13 protein-coding genes and 1 pseudogene are annotated in these 20,747 nt (G+C 41.2%); 1 reads left to right on the top strand and 13 read right to left on the bottom strand.

Features of this window, described 5'->3' with window-relative positions:
- Nucleotides 1-247 precede the first annotated feature (247 nt).
- The 11 genes from JL57_RS00075 to JL57_RS00025 all read right to left on the bottom strand — a co-directional run bounded on the left by JL57_RS00075 (nucleotide 248) and on the right by JL57_RS00025 (nucleotide 13,641).
- A complete protein-coding gene (locus JL57_RS00075) occupies nucleotides 248-793 on the bottom strand; it encodes a DapH/DapD/GlmU-related protein (protein WP_291299518.1) in 546 nt (181 codons plus the stop codon).
- A 12-nt stretch (nucleotides 794-805) separates the two neighbouring features.
- Nucleotides 806-1,906: a glycosyltransferase family 4 protein gene (locus tag JL57_RS00070; protein WP_034140010.1), complete on the bottom strand. Its 1,101-nt coding sequence runs from the start codon at nucleotides 1,904-1,906 to the stop codon at nucleotides 806-808.
- Between the two features lie 63 nt (nucleotides 1,907-1,969).
- On the bottom strand, nucleotides 1,970-4,078 hold the full coding sequence (locus JL57_RS00065; protein WP_034140009.1) for a bi-domain-containing oxidoreductase: 2,109 nt from the start codon (nucleotides 4,076-4,078) through the stop codon (nucleotides 1,970-1,972).
- A 65-nt stretch (nucleotides 4,079-4,143) separates the two neighbouring features.
- Nucleotides 4,144-5,364 carry a nucleotide sugar dehydrogenase gene (locus JL57_RS00060; protein ID WP_034140008.1) on the bottom strand — a complete coding sequence of 407 codons (1,221 nt, stop codon included), beginning with the start codon at nucleotides 5,362-5,364 and terminating at the stop codon, nucleotides 4,144-4,146.
- Nucleotides 5,365-5,395: 31 nt separating this feature from the next.
- A complete protein-coding gene (locus tag JL57_RS00055) occupies nucleotides 5,396-6,250 on the bottom strand; it encodes an NAD(P)-dependent oxidoreductase (RefSeq protein ID WP_034140007.1) in 855 nt (284 codons plus the stop codon).
- A gap of 12 nt (nucleotides 6,251-6,262) precedes the next feature.
- Complete coding sequence (locus JL57_RS00050; RefSeq protein WP_034140006.1) at nucleotides 6,263-7,480, bottom strand: glycosyltransferase family 4 protein; 1,218 nt, start codon at nucleotides 7,478-7,480, stop codon at nucleotides 6,263-6,265.
- Nucleotides 7,477-9,258 (bottom strand): alginate lyase family protein, encoded by a 1,782-nt coding sequence (locus tag JL57_RS00045; RefSeq protein ID WP_034140005.1) that lies wholly within the window; start codon nucleotides 9,256-9,258, stop codon nucleotides 7,477-7,479. Before JL57_RS00045 ends, JL57_RS00050 begins: the two co-directional genes overlap by 4 nt.
- Before the next feature lie 153 nt (nucleotides 9,259-9,411).
- On the bottom strand, nucleotides 9,412-9,990 hold the full coding sequence (locus JL57_RS00040) for an acetyltransferase (RefSeq protein ID WP_291299517.1): 579 nt from the start codon (nucleotides 9,988-9,990) through the stop codon (nucleotides 9,412-9,414).
- 29 nt (nucleotides 9,991-10,019) lie between these two features.
- On the bottom strand, nucleotides 10,020-10,625 hold the full coding sequence (locus tag JL57_RS00035) for a sugar transferase (RefSeq protein WP_034140004.1): 606 nt from the start codon (nucleotides 10,623-10,625) through the stop codon (nucleotides 10,020-10,022).
- Between the two features lie 65 nt (nucleotides 10,626-10,690).
- The gene (locus JL57_RS00030; RefSeq protein WP_034140003.1) at nucleotides 10,691-12,553 is read right to left on the bottom strand and encodes a nucleoside-diphosphate sugar epimerase/dehydratase; all 1,863 of its coding nucleotides are present in this window, start codon (nucleotides 12,551-12,553) and stop codon (nucleotides 10,691-10,693) included.
- A gap of 269 nt (nucleotides 12,554-12,822) precedes the next feature.
- The gene (locus JL57_RS00025; protein WP_034140002.1) at nucleotides 12,823-13,641 is read right to left on the bottom strand and encodes a tyrosine-protein phosphatase; all 819 of its coding nucleotides are present in this window, start codon (nucleotides 13,639-13,641) and stop codon (nucleotides 12,823-12,825) included.
- Nucleotides 13,642-13,854: 213 nt separating this feature from the next.
- Here JL57_RS00025 and JL57_RS00020 point away from each other — a divergent pair, with 213 nt between their 5' ends.
- Nucleotides 13,855-14,556, top strand: a complete 702-nt coding sequence (locus JL57_RS00020; RefSeq protein ID WP_034140001.1) for a response regulator — start codon at nucleotides 13,855-13,857, stop codon at nucleotides 14,554-14,556.
- On the opposite strand, the gene JL57_RS00015 is transcribed toward JL57_RS00020, so the two are convergent.
- On the bottom strand, nucleotides 14,519-20,332 hold the full coding sequence (locus tag JL57_RS00015; protein WP_034140000.1) for a hybrid sensor histidine kinase/response regulator: 5,814 nt from the start codon (nucleotides 20,330-20,332) through the stop codon (nucleotides 14,519-14,521). The genes JL57_RS00020 and JL57_RS00015 overlap by 38 nt on opposite strands.
- 229 nt (nucleotides 20,333-20,561) lie before the next feature.
- Nucleotides 20,562-20,747: pseudogene (locus JL57_RS00005) on the bottom strand (hydrolase); the annotation flags it as partial.

Raw genomic sequence — 20,747 nt, 5'->3', positions numbered from 1 at the left:
TGAAAAATGATATCTTCTTTGTGCCGCTCCTTCGAAAAATACCATTTTCGGAGGACTTCAGCACTGGTGGTATTTTTTAATCGAATGACAACGGGTACTTATGGATACTTATATGGCATGATCAAACTGTTAATTATCCAGTACCCTCTATCGAAAAATATAACGCATCTTCATCCTTAACAATCAAGTCCTCAATATGGCTATTGTCTGATTTACGACTACCTGCAATGTTTGCACTAATGCAGCGTTAGCGATCATTAGTGAACGAATAATCCGAGGACATTTTTTTTTCAGCCCATTGTACGGTATTACCAATAATTATTGCAGGATTACCTAAAACCATTGAATTAGTTGGGATTTTACCTCTTACAACTGATCCTGCCCCAACTATTACATTGTCCCCTAAATTACATCCTGGCATGAGAATTGATCTTGTTCCAATAAAGCAGTTCTGACCAACATAAATATCTTTTACTAAAAAAATTTCTTTTTGAAGTTTACGGCCTGTCGCCTCGACTGCTCTTGATAATGAATAATCATGTGTTAGAAACCGAACATCACTTGAAATAACTGTTCTATCTCCAATATGTATTTTTGAATAATCTTTCCCATCAAAAGATGTCGTTGTCCCAATATATATTGGATTTCCTTTAATGTCCATTCCTTGCTTTATTAAATATTTAATGTATAAATTCATGTAAAGAGCATGATTAAAACTTCCAATCAATTTGATAACTTTGCATATTAACCATCTAGGTATTTTTTTGAAATTATTCACATTATTTTTAATCATACCGCAACCGCCTTAACAACTATTTAATATTTTAATTAATTTATTAATATAATGAACTTCAAGATGATTTTCCATGACAGCTTTTCGGTTGTTTCTTCCCATTTCAACAATCCTCTCGGGATGATTTACAAGTTCAATAATTGAGTCAGAAATATTGTGTATATCTTGCGCTTTAACAAATACACCATTCATCTCTTCTGCGATTACATCAGGTATTCCCCCGTGCCGTGTTGTTATAATAGCCATTCCAGCAGACATGGCTTCTAATACTGAAATAGGTTGTCCCTCCTGCGGATAGTATGTTGGTAAAATAAAAATATCCCCATCCATTAACAATCTTTTCTTATTTTCGCCACTAATAACACCTAAGTGTTCTACATAAGCATATAGGTTATTATCTTTAACATATTCGAAGAATTCTTCCTCTTGATATTGGTTGACGAAATCTCCCGCAAAAACAACCTTGCATTTTATTTTCCTTTCGAATAGTATTTTAGCTGAATATAATACATCAAGATATCCTTTAGTTTTAATCATATTGGATAAATATACAATTTTCAAAGAGTTCTTACTCATGATGCTTTCTAACTTATTTTCAATAATATTGTCTAATAATATAAAATCATTATCAACACAATTTTCTACAACTCTTATTCTATTATCATCTATGATCCCATTAAACATCGACCTTAAACTTTGGCTTAATACTATCATGATATCGGCTTTAGAATAATATTTTTTTAACAATCTCTTAATGAGTGGACTAGACTTTTTATAAAAATTCAGGAACCCTCCACCGTGCAAATGCAAGACAATTTTTGCATTATCTCTTTTCTTATATATTTGATGTAGTAACGCAATGTCTCTTAGACCCCCAAATGTTGACTGAGCTATAGTCAGATAGTACGTATCAATCACATCTCTTTGCTGAATGAGCTTTAGATTTTTTAATGCCCCAATAACCATCTTAACTTTTTGAAATGTGAATTTCCCGCTCATACCCACTCGTGATCCAGATAAATTGACTGTTCGAATATTTAATATCTCGTTGCATTGCTCTGACCTTAAAATCGTATCCAGAGCTTTTGTATTTCCATTTATAGGTGGCGGCAAAGGACCAATTATGCAAACATTCTTCTTCAGATCCCTTCCACCTCTCTTTTTACCACATTCAATTTATCTCATCCCCTCTATCAGCATCCTATGATTAACAAAAGCATCCTCAATCACCGTATTCTTAGCCTCACCCTTCAGCACCTTATAGATCAACTCATACTCATTCCTTATACCCTTATCCTGCCTCAACTTCATAGTCGTCCTCTTAATGCTACCATACTGATTCATCTTAATATAATTATCCATCTCGCAAACTACACCATTTGAAAAAACCCTAAGCTGCTCTTTCGGATATTTCTTTGAACCCATCGAAGTATAAATAACATTGCCCACTGCACCCGACTTAAAGCGAAGGGTAATCAAACAGTTATCCTTCTTCGGATAAGCGTCATTCTGCGCAAATGTTACGTTGAGAGAAAGAAGCTCACTACCATCTAAGTATTGTATCACATCCACAAAGTGACATGCCTCGCCGATTATTCTACCGCCACCATTTTTTTCGTCCTGCGTCCAATGGTCTTCAGGAATATACCCAGCATTTCCAATATAGTCGTATACAGCAGGAATCTTATCCGTTGACAAGTTCTTCTTAATCTGCTGTACAAGCGGCGCATGGCGACGATTCATACCACAGAAGAGTTCTCCTTTAGATTCTCTGTAGGCTACCTCGATCTTATCAAGTTCTTCAATCGTTAAACATAATGGCTTTTCGCAGTATACACTCTTACCTGCCTCTAATGCTTTAACCACAAAGTTAGCATGGCTATTATGTTGAGTGGAAATAACGATTAAATTAATATCCTTATCCTCAAGCAGTTTTGTATAATCATTGGTAACATAATCAAATGGGAACACATCTTTCGCTTGCGCCGCGCCAATACCTCCGGTTGTAGCCAAAGCTTTAAACTGGTATAATCCCGTATCTTTCATAATAGGAAGCAGGGTGTTCTTGGCAAAATTACCTGCACCAATTAATCCGACGGATACTTGCTTTTTGTCCACTGTAGTCTTAGCTTTGTTGTTATAGATAACATTCGCCCACTTGGTTTCATTGGCAGGATACTTTAATAAAATGCCAATATATTTCTCGTTATTCTTGTTAGTAGTAATCATTTCATAGGCTATATCTGCTTTTTCGAAGTCGATCTCGTGGGTAATCAAATCTGCAAAATCAGAACGTTTTTCTGTTATGAGACGAATGAATTCTTCTATGTTTCTCCCTTCAGTAAAGCGCACATGACCTATTGGGTAATCGATACCTTTTTCTTCGTAATTCGCGTCATAACGTCCAGGACCATAGGAACGGGCGATTGTAAATGTCAACTCTTTTTCATAGTAAGGACGGCGGTCAATGTCCATTTTCGTAACACCTATCATACAGATGATCCCACGGTCACGAGCTATAGCAGCAGCCAAATCCATAGGATCATTACTATTTGCTGCAGCTGTTATGATAACCTTATCAACACCTCTACCTTTAGTAAGAGATTTGGTGATGTCCGCAGCGTTCTCATCATTTGAGGAAACAAAAGCCTTGAGCCTAGTTCCTGGTAGTGATTTATCTTTAATGTCGTAGCCAATTACGTCGCAACCATAAGCACTTAAGATACGGGCTGTTACATGACCTAAAAGTCCCAGACCGATTACCGCTACAGTTTCACCGGAAACTACCTGGGCTTGATGGATCCCCTGCAAAGCAATTCCACCCAAAGCACACAATGAGCCTTGGCGATAGTCTGTTAGTTCATTTGGGATTCTTGCAATTAGATTTTTATTTACACGGTTTACTTCGCTATGGTATGCCTGTCCAGCTATAGCAACCATGTCACCTTTATCAACTTCAGTTACTCCTCGACCACATTCAACAACCTTACCTACTGCTGAGTAACCCATAGGCATTGGCTCATTTAAACGAGTAAAAGCACTCTCGATAGTGGTTACAACACCATCTGTAGACATTTTTTCCAAGACTTTTTTGACCTGATCCGGTCTTTCCAGGGCTTTTTGAATTAGATTCTTCCCGCCGAATGAGGTAAGTCCTCTCTCTGTTCCGGCACTAACAACTGAATAGAGTGTTTCAACCAGTACGTAATTATCCTTTACAGTCGGTAATGGCGTGTCAATTAATTTCACCGAGCCGTCGTTAATCATTAGAAATAATTGCTTCATGTAGTACCATCCTCGTTCTTGCGATTTATTCTCAATACCAGTCTGAATGGATTGCTCTGTACTTCTTAAATTTTATAAGCGTCATCAATACCGCAGATATTCTTAGTGTCCAGTACCACTTTGCCTTTTAGCTTGTCCATCTGTTCTTTAATTTCATTATGAGCTACCATAATCACAACCAAATCAACATCAGCCAAAAACTTATCTAAATCATAGTACTGGTTCTCAACTAATTCTCTCTTAACGAATGGATCATAAACCTTCAGCCCTGGAGCAAGATGTCTTTCCATGCTATCTATTAACTGTAATGTCGGACTTTCTCTTACATCTTCAACATCTTCTTTATAAGTCAAGCCATAAAGACCTACTCTTGTTAAGTCAGTCATTCCCTTTTCTTTCATTATGTCGTGAACTCTTTCCAGCACGAATTCCGGCATAGAATCATTGATTTTCCTTGCTGCTAAGATGATATTAGCAAGTCCCGGATAATCTCCAACTAAAAACCATGGGTCAACAGAGATACAATGGCCACCAACACCCGGTCCCGGCTGAAGGATGTTTACCCGAGGGTGCATATTTGCAATCCTGATTATTTCATATACATCCATATCATCTAAACGGCAGATTTTTGTCAACTCATTAGCAAATGCTATATTGATATCTCTAAATGTATTTTCAACAACCTTAGTCATCTCAGCCGTTCTGATATCAGTTACCGCGATATCACCTTGACAGAATGAACCGTAGAGTGCTTTAATCTTCTCCCCCACTGCCTTATCATCAGCTCCGATGGTACGCGAGTTGTTTTTCAACTCATAAACCATATCTCCCGGTATAATTCTTTCAGGAGCATGGACTAAATTGATGTCTTGTCCGATTGTAAAGCCACGCTCTTCGACAACCGGGCGTACGAACTTATCGATTGTTCCAGGAGATATAGTAGATTCTATTACTACAGTTGCTCCTTTGGGGCACACTTCCATTATACTTTTAACTGAAGCAAATACATAGCTTGGGTCAATCTTCTTACTGAATTTATCATAAGGAGTGGGTACTGCTATGATATACACATCAGCTTCTATATATTCAGTTGAAAACTCAATTCCTTTTTCTAAAGCTTCATTAAAAAGGCTGTCGAGGCCTTCTTCTTCAAAGGTAGTTTTGCCTGACTTTAATGTAGCTACTAACTCCTTATCATAATCTGTTCCTACTACATCCACTCCATGGGATGCGAACATTAGAGCTGTTGGCAAGCCAATATAGCCAAGCCCGATTACATTAATCATGGGAATACCTACTTTCTAAAGACTTTGATAATTACCAATTAATTTCTAGTTTTATTCCCTCTTCAAAGCTTAATGGCCTGTATCCAAAATCCTTAGTAGCTTCTTCATGAGAAAAGTCTTTGTTTTCATTAAGTCTAAGTACTTGTTCTGCCTTCAATTTCGGTTTCTTTGACACTTTCTCATACATATTCAACAGTTCATAGCTTAGTTTCATAGGAATGTGAATTCTAATTACGTTCTTCCCTAGAGCTCTGCCTGTTGTATTAACAATTTCATTATAGGTAAGAGGTTTTGCTCCAGAAATATTATAGGCCTTCTTAATACTGACAGACGTTTCATAAGAGCTTACTATCGCTGTTGCTAAGTCTTTTACAAACACAGGTTGCTGCAAATATGTTCCGTCACCTAGTATGGGTAAAACTCTTAATCTCTTTAGATATTTTACAAGTCTCCACATGTTGCGGTCTTTAGGAGTTCCATAGATCATTGTTGGTCTGATTATCGTATAATCCAAGCCGCTTTCTTTAATAAGTCTTTCTGCTTCAAGTCTAATGCCTTTACTATCAGGATTAAGCTTTGTAAATACTCCTGTAGTGCTTACAAAAATAGCACGTTTTACATTCATCTCTTTACATGCATTAATAATATTCGGTGCATGTCCAAACCCAAGAGAAGCAATGTTAATAAGGACTTCCTTTCCACTTAATGCCTTACAAATCGATTGATAATCATCCAGTTCCCCGTAAACATACTTAACATTCAAATTATTGAAGGTATTAAGATTGCTCGTTTTTCTAACAAAGCAAGTGACATCATGACCTCTATTTATCAATTCGTTTAGAACAAACTCTCCTAAAAACCCTGTTGCTCCAGTTAATAAAATCATACGAATCTCCCTCTAAGCGTCACGTATTATTTCTAGATATCTCTCCGCTAGCGTCTTTCTAGAATAATGCTTTTCAACATAAGCTGGGCCACATAGTTTCATCTCATTATATAAAGTCTTATCCCGCTTTAAATCAAGAATTGCTTGTCTGATTTCTATAGGATTGTCTGGTTTAACGACAGTAGCAGCTTTCGATTCTTTCAAAATATCAGCTGTCTCTCCCTCTACACTAGCTATTATGGGAACACCACATGCCATTATTTCAAACATTTTTGACGGTATGAAGGTTTTAAATAGCTCAATATTCTTAAGTGGGATTAAGCAGATATCGGATGCATTGTAGAATTCAGGAATCATCTCTTTAGGTTGCGCATTAATAAACTGCACATTAGTTATTTTCTTTTCATTGACAATTTTCTTTAATTGACCTTTTTCTGCGCCTTCCCCAATAAATAAGAATTCGATATCTTTCACTTCTTCTAAACTCTTAGCAACTTCCAATATCGTTTTTAAGTTTTGCGAGATACCATGAGCACCAACATAAGATATAACAAACTTGTCTTCTATATTATATTTATTTTGGAGGGCTATATTTTTCTCTCTCGGATAAAACAAGTCCAGATTAACGCCATTAGTTATCACATAAACCTTTTCTTTGTCGATCCCTCTTTCAACAACGTTATCCTTAAACGACTTAGTGACCATGATTAAAATCTTACTTTTTCTATAGAAGAACAGCTCCATCTTTTCTAATACATTTGTTATAGTTCCTTTTTTCATAACACCCAGTTCAATCATTGCTGCTGGCCATAGATCACGGATTTCTAGAACAAAGGTTGCTTTTTTCCTTAAGCTGTACCAATATCCAGACATAATAGAAAAGAATGTAGGGGAACTCGTTATAATTACGTCAGGTTTTTTAATTTTTTTCATGGAGATTAAAACGGATGAAAGCATAAAAGAAATATGCCCCAGTGTCTTCTTAACAAATCCTTTATTAGGTGTCGCATAAACATAGTTCCGATGTACGTGGATACCATCCATCACCTCATGCTTGTACCACATACCCTTATATTCATTAGGGATAATGCCTGTGGGATGATTTGGAAAGCAAGTCACAACATGTACTTCGTTACCAAGTTCAACCCAGTGTTTAGACATTTCATATATTCGAGCTGAAGGTGCTCCAATTTCCGGAGGAAAGTAATGGCATATTACTACTATCTTCACAGCATATCTCCCAGCTCTTCAAGATTAATTATTAGCTCTTGATTACTGATTATTTTAATTTCATGTTCAGACTCAATAATTTCGATATTATTATTGCTCAAATCTATTAAGTACCCAAAAAAATTTGAGGTGTTTTTCCTTTTAAGAATTAGGTGGCGATTCTCTTCTTTTACGTTGAATCTTTCCGAATACCATCCTTTTTCAATGTCAACATTCTTTGTTCCTATTGCTGTTATTTGTATAGGTTTATTTCCTACCAAAACTCCGATTGCCTTTTTTTGGACATCTATCTTTGCACCAGGAACAAAGTGAACATAGCTCATGATATTACCGTTCAACTCGGATCTTATCTTGTCCAAGACTAGGATTTTATCATCATCAATGATTCCAATATATCTTTTATGATCTACTCCATGATAAGAAGTATAGGCTCCCGAATAGAACTTAATATTGTTATGAATGAATTCTTTTCTTTTTGTCCTTGTTATTCTTTTAGCAATCCTAAAACTTCCCCAATACTGGGATTGATCTTGGTTTGATACTGCAATGGTATTATGGGCCATGGTACTTCTAAAGTAATTCCTCCACTTTCCACTTTCATATTTATATGTGCCAGAATTGACAAGCACTGGTGAATTTTCTATAGAAAGTTCGAAGCTTAAAGCATCACAATGGCCATGAGCAGGTAGAAAAGATGGACAGATGTCTCCATTGTCCAATATCAATTTAAAGGCTGCATTCTTGACAACATAAAATCCGCTATGCTCATAACTCTCTTTGAATTTTGGTGTTAATCCAAAATATATTTCACAGACTTTCAGAAGACACTTATAATTTTTACTAATGCCATCTGCACTATCGTTAAATGCAGGTGTTTTTCCAAAGCCTTCTTCAAAGCTATATGTTGTATCAATCATCTTTTGGATAAATGCGATTAATTGATTATAAATAAGTTCGTGTTTTAACCAGACTGTGATCTTTATCAAGTCTTCTAGAACTATTTTGTGATACATCGGGCTTAACTCGAAGTGCATCCCATCCTCTAAAATCTGTTCGTCCAGCTGTATTAACAGTTCTTTAATGAACTTGTTTTTTACCTTTGCTTCTTCAAAGAAAATGCTCCCAATGATTAATGCTTTTATATTCTCAAAATAATGGTTTCCTAGAACATCTTTTTCAAGGTTGTTCTGCAAATACTGGTATTGCAGATACATTGATTTCTTTAACATGCTGTTGAAATTATCATCTGAAATGACTTTGTTTTTAAATATTTGGTAGGTAGCTATCCATGTTGTAAGTCTTAAAGATATTGTGTACGGATGCCACCCATCTCCATCAGGAAAAGGGTTGTTCTCTATCCAATTTCTAATTAAAAATTTATATTTTTCATAGTAACAGTCTAATTCATCTTCCTTGGAATACTCAAAAGCCAATTTGAACAAGTACTCAAAATAGTGTAAGTTATATCTCCATAAATGTTGTAACTCTTTGTTATTCCAAGCTTTTGATAACTCTACTTTGTTTTTTATATTGATGAATTTAAACTCGTCATTAAGCAGTTCTTTGGTATTAAATCTATCTAGGTATTCCATATCAAAATCCAGTTCTGGAATAAAATATCCAAAATCCACTTTGACTTTCATGTTATTAGAAATATGCACTTTTAGTAATTTTCTTTTATACAGTTCTCTCTTTACTCTATTTGTCACTCTATAAAAAATCTGTGATGGCTTGAGATATTTTATTGTGTTTATATATAATATGATCTTCTTGTCCATCAAAAGCCCCTCATTACCCATTATTGTTTGCTGTCTTCACTTACTTCTCTGTAGCTCTTATACAAGCACTACTTAAATACGGTCAGTCCTCCCCCTTTGGCGATATCAAGGGACTGTACGAATTGCCCTTTCTTTACTAAATAAAACTCAAGCCTATAAAAAGACTTGAGAAAGCTTTCTAACACGGCTGGGTAATAAAGTGTTCACCCCTCCAACCACACACCCCCGCCCAACCCTCACCCCAACCTCCACAACCGCATAACTCTCCACCACGACCCCGCCAGCCAAAACCGCTCCCTGCGCAATGTGAGCAAAATCTCCAACCTTACAATCATGATCAATCACAGCAGCAGTATTCACTATCACATGCCGTCCTATCCTAGCGTCAGCATTAATAATAACCCCCGGCATCACAACGCTACCTCTCAGTATCTCCACCTTACTCCCTATAATAGCAGCCGGATGAACTAATCTCACATAATCCAATTCCAACCCCTCGTACTTCTCAACAATCGCTTTCCTCACCAAATTATTTCCAATAGCAATAACAAAACCAACACCATCCCTAACCCAAGTCGGCAATGTCTCAATCCTGCCAAGATACAATCCACGCTCTTCTCCTACCGGCTCCTTATCATCGAGGTATCCCAAAATCCTATACCCATTTAACCTAGCAATGTCCGTCACAACCTTACTGTGTCCGCCCATTCCTATAATAATAAGTTCAGCCAATACTCTTCACCGCCTTAACCTATTACCTCTTACATTGCACTTTCTCTCTTCTCAATGATATTTGGATTACGGGCCCCTTCTCGAACCCCATCGGCCTTAAGAACCTTTAAAACAGTAAAGAATAATATCTTAATATCAAGGGCTAAATTATGATGTTCTAAGTAATAAAAATCAAACTCAACTTTCTGACTTATTTCCAGACAGTCCCTTCCGTTTACCTGGGCCCATCCCGAAACACCGGGCCTTAACGTGTGCACCCCACATCTTGTTCTTAAATCTATCAAGTCATACTGATTAAATAAGGCTGGCCGTGGTCCAAAAAATGTCATATCCCCTTTAATAATATTAAACAATTGAGGCAGCTCATCTAAACTACTCTTTCTTAAGAACTTCCCAAAAGGCGTAATATAGCTCTGAGGATCGTTTAGTAAATGAGTCGCCACATTGGGAGCCTCAGTTCGCATGGTTCGAAACTTGTATAGAACAAACTCTTTGTTATTTCTTCCGATTCTTCTTTGGCTAAATAAGGCTGGACCTTTAGAATCAACTTTTATAGCTAAGCTGATTACAAGTAACAAAGGACTTATAATACAGAACAATATCAGGCCAAAAAGAATATCTGAGAATCTTTTCATATAATCCCCCCCAAACTTACCCCATCTATACGTATATGTTCTTAAAGACTTAGAATAATCCTCCCCTACCTAGCAGACACCCGCTCCATCCCCTTCTCCCCCGGAAGCTGCTGAAACCCCACCACAACCCTTCCCAACTCCTCAACAATCTCTTCTCTCGCCAAGTACGATCCCCTCTCGCGTATCATCTGCACCAATCCCTCAATCCCCGCTACATCCACCCCACTCGCCTTCGCCACAAAGATCCTATGGTGCTTTGTACTCGTCGTCCCCTCATCCGCCGTGAGCAATTCCTCGTACAACTTCTCTCCAGGCCTTATCCCCGTAAACTCAATCTTAATATCCACATCCACGTCAAACCCGGACAAGCGAACCAAATCCCTCGCCAAATCCACAATCCTAACCGGCTTCCCCATATCCAAAATAAAAACTTCCCCACCCCGAGCCATCGCCCCCGCCTGGATCACAAGCTGCGCTGCCTCCGGTATCGTCATAAAGTACCTCACCATCTCCGGATGAGTCACAGTCACCGGCCCCCCCTTGGCAATCTGTTTCTTGAAGGTCGGAATGACGCTCCCTCGACTCCCTAGGACATTGCCAAAACGAACAGCGACGTTACGCGTCTGGGAGCGGCGATCTAAACTTTGAATGATCATCTCGGCCACTCGTTTCGTGGCCCCCATAATACTCGTCGGATTAATGGCCTTATCCGTGGAAATCAGCACAAAGGTTTTGACCTGGGTCAAGTCCGAGATCTCGGCCACATTATAGGTTCCTAAGATATTGTTCTTCAAAGCTTCCTCAGGGTTGTGCTCCATCAGTGGAACATGTTTATGAGCAGCAGCATGAAAGACAACTCCGGGTTTGAACTTTCTGAACACTAATTCGACCTTTTCACGATCTTTCACATCCAAGATCTCGGTGACAAGATTAATTCCGGGACAGTCAGAGCGCACTTCTTGCTCGATATCAAAAATACTATTCTCACCACGCCCGACCAGGATCAGCTTTTCCGGGTTAAATCTACAGATTTGCCGACAGAGCTCTGAGCCAATCGATCCACCGGCTCCTGTGACTAAGACGGTTTCCCCGGCTAGATAGCCCGCGACTTGCTCGATATCAAGCTTCACCTGGTCCCTTCCCAATAAATCTTCAATCTGCACTTCACGGATTTTCAAGGCATCTACTTGTCCGCTCAAATAGTTATAAATACCCGGAATGATCTTAATGATAACCCCACTTTTTTCACAAAGCTCGGTGATATCCCGAATAACATTCCCCGGTGCCGAAGGCATCGCGATAATGACTTCTTCCGCCTTGTGTGATCTTATAACTCCCGGGATATCCTTCCTGGTTCCCAAGACGGGAATCCCCATCAATTTGAGCTTTTGCTTTTGTGCAGCGTCATCAATAATCCCTACGGGATAACCTTCTCGATAATTGCTGTTTTTCAGTTCTCGGACCGCTAAGGCCCCGGCATCTCCTGCCCCGATAATCAGGACTCGCTTCGGTATTCCCGGAATGCGAAGGTTAAAAACCCCGTCTTGCAAGATCCGCCCTAGGAAACGAGAGCCCCCGATTAAAAACGTGGAGGTCAACCATAAGAGTACGGCTACCGTATTCGGATAGCGCATGGGGGCTAAGAAATAAATAACGAGTACGACACTACTCGTTCCGACCGTGACCGCATAGAGAATTGACGTGAGTTCACTGATACTGGCATACTGCCAAAGCCGATTATACAGACCGAATAAAGAAAAGACGAGTAGGTAGATGAGTGTGCCAGCCCAAGCGGTATGATAATAAGTCAGGAAATATTCCTGTGGAATGTCTCCTTCAAAGCGAAGATAAAAGCTGCCAAACGCAGCCAGGTTAATGAGTACAGAATCCACTAACATTAAGCCTAACGATTTTCGGTTTAAGATCATGGATGGGACCTTCCTTTATTTACTATATTTAACCTCCCTGTCCTTCGAGACCCTCCTCGATATAAAATACAAAGATTTTTAACCCTTTGAGGTTAAAAATCCCGACTCTGCTCCTATTCCTATAGGTCCACAGTCCTAGGACAAATGTACTTATACTTATAAGTATTTTCGTGAATGATGACTCAAAGTCCTCCTCAAGAAGTATCCATATTTCTTACAGGATCACGTAATTTAATGATTATTCGTTAAAATACAAGTTGTTTCGCACACTAATCCTCTTCTTTCCCCCTCAATCGTTTATAAAACCTCCAAAATCTATTCATTCTCTTCTTTTTAATAGGCCCATTGAGGATATACTCCCTTTCACCCGGCAGAGGCTTCCCGGCGATGATGGTTTGAGGATTGATCAGCGTCACTTCTCGGAACCGTTCCTCACCAACGACTTCCTCGACACTTTGAAGTGCCTCCAGATAGGTGGAATCCTTTTGAGATGTACGATGAGCATCGGATCCGACAAAGTGGATCAGATTACTCCGGAGCATGATTTCAGCAAGTTCCTGAGACTGGGGGCCATATCTGCCACTCAAACTTCTGAAGTTCAACTGAAAGAGAACTCCATTTTTTGCCCATTCAAGTAAACGTGCCGGCTGGTCGATCAACCCCTTGTTCCGTTCCGGATGGGCTAGAACCGGAGTAACCCCCAGGACCTGGAGCTCAAAAAAGACCTGCTCCGTATACTGGGGAATCTCCAGCATGGGCAACTCTACCAGGAGATACTTGCCGGTATTCCCCAGGGTCAGTAGTTTACCCTGGCGCACCCACTTGGCCAGATCGGGAAAGATATAGTTCTCCGCGCCCGGTAAGATTTCCACTGGGATCCCTGCTTCAGCTACTTGCTTAGATACCTGGTCTGTTGCAGCTAGGATCTCCTCTGGGCTCAAAGAGTCGTTCCCCTCCAGGACATGCGGGGTGGCAATCAGCGTCTTAAATCCTGCCTTATATAACTGACGGACCATCCCCAGTGTTTCTTCCATAGTATCTGACCCGTCGTCCAGCCCGGGCAGGATGTGGCTGTGGATATCGATCATCTAAACTCCCCTATACACTTTCTGATAATACCGTTTTTTTCCAAACTGTTATAGTACTAACATCTTCTATCACTATTATTCGTCATAAATTGACTTTTTCCTGCAACTCCTATCTATAATACACTCACATAATATTTTACAATTCTAAGGTAACAAGCCATCGAACTTATGTTACAATGATGTTACATAAAACAAAAAGAGGTAAATAAAAGTATGTCTAGTATCAAGGTTCTCATGGTTGATGATGACCCTAGCGTCTTAAGGCTCTTAGAGTCGGCCCTGGTCAATAACGGTTATCAGGCCTATAAGGCGAATTCCGGCGAGGAAGCTTTAAGTATGCTGGAATTCATGAGCATCAACCTCGTCATTTTAGATGTCATGCTGTCAGGTATCGATGGCCTGGAAACCCTCAAGAGAATACGAAACCATAGAATCTACGGGTCCATTCCCGTGCTCATGCTGACAAGTCGAGCCAGCGAAATTGATAATGTCATTGGCCTCGAATTAGGTGCCGATGATTATATTTCCAAACCGATCCGCTATCACGAGCTTATTTCACGAGTCAAGGCTGTTCTGCGTAGGACAGCCCAGAGTGAATCATCCTCTTTTACAAAGCTTTCCTTCGGAAGTCTGGAAATTGACCTGGACTCTCGTACTGTCACTTTAAAGGGCCAAGCACTACCTCTTTCTTTTAAAGAGTTTGAGTTGCTGAGTTTTTTGGCCAAAAAGCCTGGCAGAGTTTTCACTCGAAGCGAACTATTAGATGCCCTTTGGTCTGAAGAGGTTTTTTTGGAAACGCGGACAGTCGATGTCCATATCCGGAGAATTCGTAAGAAACTCGAGGAAATGGGGCAAAGTACCGGTCTTATTGAAACGGTTAGAAACGTAGGTTATCGCTTCCCAAATCCGCCTTAATGATTTGAAGTTCTCCTATTAATCGTCCCATTAAATCCGTCAGTTCCAAGTAATGCTGCTTAGCCTCTGGCCAAGCTCTCTTCTGAGCCTCTCGTTCCAGCTCCCCGGCGAGCCTAAAAACCTCCATAGCATATAGACAGGATAAAGCGCTGACCAGTCGATGGGCGCTTTTTTCTAGTTTATCAGGGTCGCAGGCCTCCAGATCTGTCCTGATGTCGTCCATCCACGTCTCGTGATTTCTTAAAAAGTCCTCAATATTGAAAAGCATCACGTCTCGGCCAAATAATTCAGCTTCTTGGCGGAGCACTTTCATATCAACCAGCCGGTCACCTTTTAGCGAAGCCTTCACTTCCCTGCTTGGCTCAAGGGTCTCCCTTTCAGGTGTCTCTTGCATAAATTCTAGGGAACGACGAATTTGCTGCAGGATGCTGATTAATTTTTTCTCTTGAATCGGTTTGTCCAGGTAGTAATCCATCCCTTGTTCGAGAAGCTTTTCTCGATCTCCGAGAATGGCTGAAGCGGTCAAGGCTATAATAGGGATATGCTTTCCCGTACTAGCTTCCAGGGCTCGAATGACCCGGGTTGTCTCTAAGCCATCCATGATGGGCATATTCTTATCGAGCAAAATACAGTCGTACTCCTGTAATTTCAGGGCTTGAACCAGTTCATAGCCGTTGTTGACGAGGGTGACGTCACAATTATGATAGGCCAAGATGTGCTTGATATACATCTGATTCGCTAGATTGTCTTCGGCTGCGATGACTTTCAAGCACTGCAAATCGTCTTGCTCATGATCATCAAAGTCGAAGCGCTCCTCGGTCACGGCGATCTCCTGCTGAGTTGCCCTCCTCAGAGGTAAGAGACAGCGAAAGGTACTGCCCTGCTCTTCTTTACTTTCCACTTCGATGTGCCCCTGCATTAGCTCGACCAGTCGCTTGACAATGGTTAGCCCCAGTCCGGTACCCCCATATTTTTTGCTGATGCTGTTATCCACCTGGGAGAAGCTTGCGAAGATGCTCTGCAGCTTGGCTTGGGGTATGCCGATTCCCGTATCTTTAATGATCCATTGAACGTCTACCCTCATCTCATCCTCTGCCTGAACACTCGCGCTAAATTCTACCTGGCCATGATGGGTAAACTTAAGGGCATTGTTGAGGAGATTGTTTAAAATCTGGCTGATTCTTAGAGGGTCTCCCATCAGGTATTTCGGGAGATCTGGGCTAATCGTCGAAATCAAGTCCAGGCCCTTGTCCCTCGCTTGGGTCTCATAGTTGGCCACGATTGGCGCCAGGAGGCCTCTGAGGTTGAACGCTCTCTCCTCAATTACCCAGCGATTGGACTCCATTCTGGAGATGTCCAGAATATCATTGATGATCCTCAGGAGGGATTCTGCGGAGGATTGAATCAGGCCCACATAATCTCCATTGTACTGACGATCTTTTTTCAGGAGGCTGGTCAGGCCCATGATTCCTTGGAGAGGGGTTCTGATTTCATGGCTGACATTAGCGACAAAGCGGGTTTTGTTCTGATTGGCTTCCTCCAGCTTAAGATTACTCTCACTGAGGGCCAGGTTTTTTTCCCTGAGCTTTTTGGTATGCTCTTCGATAGTCCGTTCCAAATTTTTATACTGTTTGGCGTTTTCTAAAGCTACCGCAATCTGGGAGGATAATAACTGTAAGACGTGTAAACGCTCCCTGGTAAAGATACCTGGTGCCAGCTTATTCTCCAGATAAAAGAGGCCGATCACTTTTCCTTTAATGATGACCGGCAGACAAAGAACAGATGCCTCATGCTGGTCACCGTCTAGGGTCATGGTTTCTCCCGTTCTGACCACATAATTGATTAACTTAATCGGTAAATCTGTGCTTTCTGGGTCCAGATCAAGGGACTGCAACAGTCTGATGGAGTTGTCCTCGGCATTTCCTTCCGCCTCAATGGTTAATTTATGGTCGTAATTCATGATGAATACCACGGTTCGGGCCCCGGAATTCTGGAGCATGATTTTGATGAGCAGCTTAAGGAGTTCCTCAAGAACTATTTCGCTGGAGATAGCTTGACTGATCTTAATAATTGTGGACAGATCCATGTCCGGTAGATCAGCTGGCAATGGTCGACGATGAGGTTCATTCTCTAACAACTTAGCATATCTCTTAGACAAGTCTTTAACTTTAGCCTGCGCTCCCCACAATTGATAGCAGGCCAGGGCTTGATGTAAATAGAATTTCGCAGTCTCGTCTCTCCCTATTGATCGATAGAAGCTGGCAGCAAGTTCATTGGCCAGCGCTTCCTCCTGGATAAATTGGTTGGTGCCCGCATACTTGATGGCCAAGTCATAAAACGACCCTGCGTTGAAGTGATCTCTATCCAGGCGTGCCTTTTCGGCTTTCAGGAGATACAACTTGTTGAGGATATTCTCGGGAGAGGACTGGGATAATCTTTTTAAAGTTCTGATACTCTGCTTGATTTTTATCCTGCTGCGACCCCTTTCATAGATAGTCAGACCTTCAAAGTTGGCCGCCAGCACTAACGTTCCATAAAAATGAACCAACGGCATACAGAACGTTCCCAGTACACCATCCAGGTAGTCTTCGACATACGGCAGGTTTTCCAGAGCCTTCTCGGGTTGATGGAAATAAAAATATTGAATCAGGCGGTGAAAGTAGATATTGAAGACAAGGGTCCGATCATTGGACTTCGTATAAACAGGAAGCAGGGTTCTCTCATCAAAATGGTCTCCTATTAAGACACAGGGATCCTTGGTTATCCCTGCAAAATTCAGAGAGGTTTGCCGATAGAGCTCGCACAGGCGGATGGAGGTTTCATGCCCTGTTTTTAACATGGCATTCCGATGCTCCTCCATTTCTTTTTCTATCGTGGTAAGCTCCCTACCGGAAAAATACGAATAGACAAAGTACTGCATGATGGAATGTCCAGCAGACAGCAAGTCTCCCGAGGCAAACCCGCTTAGGTAAGTCTCGGGGAAATCCGTTAACGTCTTTCTTAAAGGGTCTTTGCCATGTCTAATCATCATGTTAAACATCATACGAATCTTGCTGTCAAACCTTTTGACCCCCAGCTTATCCTGAAGCTTGAGGGCCAGTTGTCCGAACTCATACCCCTTTTCCGCCTTATTTAAGAGCATGTTGATAATATAGCCGTAACCGGAATAGGCCACAATGGTTTCTGCCGTGATACCATATTTTAAAGAAATACGAAGGGCTTTTAAAACAATCAGGATAATGGTGTTGTAGGAAGCGGAATAGCTGCCTATCCCTGTGCTGTTGAGGATCCGCATAATGGTAATATACTTTTCATCCGTCATCAGTGGTAAATTCAGCAAGTCTTCTATCTGCTTCCCTTGCAACGCCCAGCTGGTTTTCAGATACTCGAGGGCTACCTGCCATAAACGTGGTTGCTTGGGAAATCGAACTCCCAGAAGTTCCAGAATGGTTTGCGAGACAGCCAAGACTTTTTCCAACTCATTTTGCGCTGTATAGGTAGCAATCATGATTTCATAGATTCTCGCTTGATCGAGGACGTCTGGGCAATGGAGCAGAGTTTCAGCCGCTACCTGTTCCATCCGCTCGAATTTTGTACAGACATACGCCATTTCAGCAAGTTCAATATGTAATTCTAACCTGAGCTGATACTGAGTTAGCCAAGCCCCTTCCTCGCACAAGCTTTTCCCCAAGCTGAAATACTCGAAGGCCCTTTCATAGGCCGATGAGCCTTTAGCCTTTTTTCCTGCTCGCAGGTTTAAATCGGCCAGCATGTAACGTTCACTTGAATCTTTGATTAAGTTTATGGCGAGGTTTAAATGATCTGTGATTTCAAAGAGTCTCTTTTCCTGTTCCTGCCCTGCCCACTTTTCATAAAATAGCTTGCCAATTTTATAATGAGTTGTGAGTTTTGTTGCTTCATCGAGAAGACTATAAGCGGCCTGCTGAACCCGGTCGTGCAAAAAATTGTACTGATCGTTGTTTTGCATAATCAGCCCTCTATCGACTAGATCGGCTAGAATTTCCTCGCTGACCCTAACGTTTGTTTCAGAAACGATCTCAAGTGTACAGGCCTCAAAGTTATTGCCGATGCAGGCTGCGAGCGTTAGGATTTCAACGGTTGGGAGCGGAAGTTTGCCGATCTTGGCGATCATCAAGTCAATAACGTTTTCAGTGACGTTTTGACTTAAAATCATCGGGAGATCCCAACCCCACTTTTGATGTCTAGTCTCCAAGCGAAGGAGTCCTTCCTCCTTAAGCATGTATAAAAACTGAATGAGAAAAAAGGGATTACCTTTCGTCTTCTCGAGACAAACCTGAGCTAAGGGCAGTGATTCCCGAGGAGGACAATTCAACGTGTTAGAGAGGAGTAGATTGATATGAGTTAGTTCAAGGGGGTTCAAGCTAACGATGGGAGCGTCCAGGCCTGCTTTTTTCAGTTTATAGAAGAGAAGCTGAATGGGGTGGGTCGCATCAATCTCATTATCCCTGTAGGCTCCAATGATCATGATATACTGCTTGTCCCCGTCAAAGACGAGCTGTTCTATAAGTCTTACGCTGGATAGATCCGCCCATTGTAAGTCGTCCAAGAAAAACACGAGAGGTTTTTCGCTGGAAGCAAACTGTTGGATAAATCTTAAGAAGACCAAATCAAACCTATTTTGGGCCTCTGTGGGGGCCAGATGGGGGACAGGTGGCTGCGACCCGATGATCAATTCTAACTCCGGGATAATATCGACTAGAAGCTGGGCATTGGGTTGAAGGGCATTAAGCATTTTCTCTTTCCACCGAACAACGACTGATTCACTTTCTGACAGTAGACCCTTCAGAATAGTTTGGAAGGCTTGGATAAAGGCTGTGTAGGGAACGTTGTTTTTGTACTGATCGAATTTACCAGTTGAAAAGGTTCCGTTCCTTTCCCTAATATATCTCGAAAAATCCTGCACAAATGATGTTTTCCCTACGCCTGAGCAGCCCGAGACAAAGAGTATTTCCCGACTGCCGTCCTTGACTCGCTGATACACCTGCTCAAGTGTCTCAAACTCCTTTTCCCGGCCATAAAGTTGGTTAGGTATCTCAAAGTTTTTAGGTTTGTCGTTTTGAGCGATTTCAAACGGTCTGATATGTTCTGCATTGTTTTGGAGACAGAGAAGGTTTTGACACGTCTCAAGGTCACCTTGCAGAGCGTAGGCCGTTTGGTAGCGATCTTCCATTTTTTTGCGCATGAGTTTCTGGATGATATCGGATAAGACTGCGGGAATATTAGGGTTTAACTGATGTAACGATGGCACTTCTCTCGCCAAATGCGCGTAAACAATCTCCAGGGGATCTTCGGAATTAAAGGGAGGTTGACCGCTGAGCAGGTGATAGAAGAGGATGCCCAGGGAGTAAAGGTCCGTTCTAGAGTCGATCTGGCGATTGATTCTACCGGTTTGTTCCGGAGAAATGTAGAGTGAAGGGGAACTACAGGAAGCAAGACTAAAGTCCATAAGTTTTACCATTTCCAGGTCTGAGCTTACCATAATACTGCCAGGGTGGATATTTTTGTAGACCAGATTATTGTCGTGGAGGAGGGATAAAGAAGCAGTGACCTTAATTCCGATCTTCAGAAAACTCCTCAGGTCCAGAGTCTTTCTCTCCAGTAGTTCTTGAAGAGTTACCCCTGGGAAATCCTCTTGGACCAGTACTGGAGGATGCTCAGGGTCAATTCCTTTTTCAGGTCTTGGATAGCCTTTTATGTCCAGGGGTGTCACCACCTTCCAGAAAACAATTTGCACTACTTTGCGAACTCGCTTCGCTCGATGATTCAGTTAACCCCCTCCTACCAAGAGTTTTTGGCGGGAATTAGTTCAGCGAAACAATCGATGGGTGTCGATGAATTTCTCGATCAATCTCAAAAAGCTTTGTTTGGATTATATATTAAAATGGATTTAACAGATATCACCCGAACGGGTGATATCTGTTAAAATCGGGCTTGTGCTCGGGGTCCCCAACACACATATTTTCTTATTTCAGCCGTTTAATATGGATGAGTTCCTCGCCCTGGGCTGTAAGACGGTTGTCAATTTTCTTGATGTCTTCCCAGACAAAGCGCAATTCCGTTTTGATCTCTCCAACATCTTTTTTCAGTAACGTAACATCTTCTTTCAGCGATGTTACATCTTCTTTTAGTAACGTCACATCTTCTTTCAG

Source organism: Desulfosporosinus sp. BICA1-9, assembly GCF_000802135.1.
The sequence above is the reverse complement of the archived record's forward strand: the minus strand, read 5'-3'. Positions and strand labels throughout refer to the sequence as shown.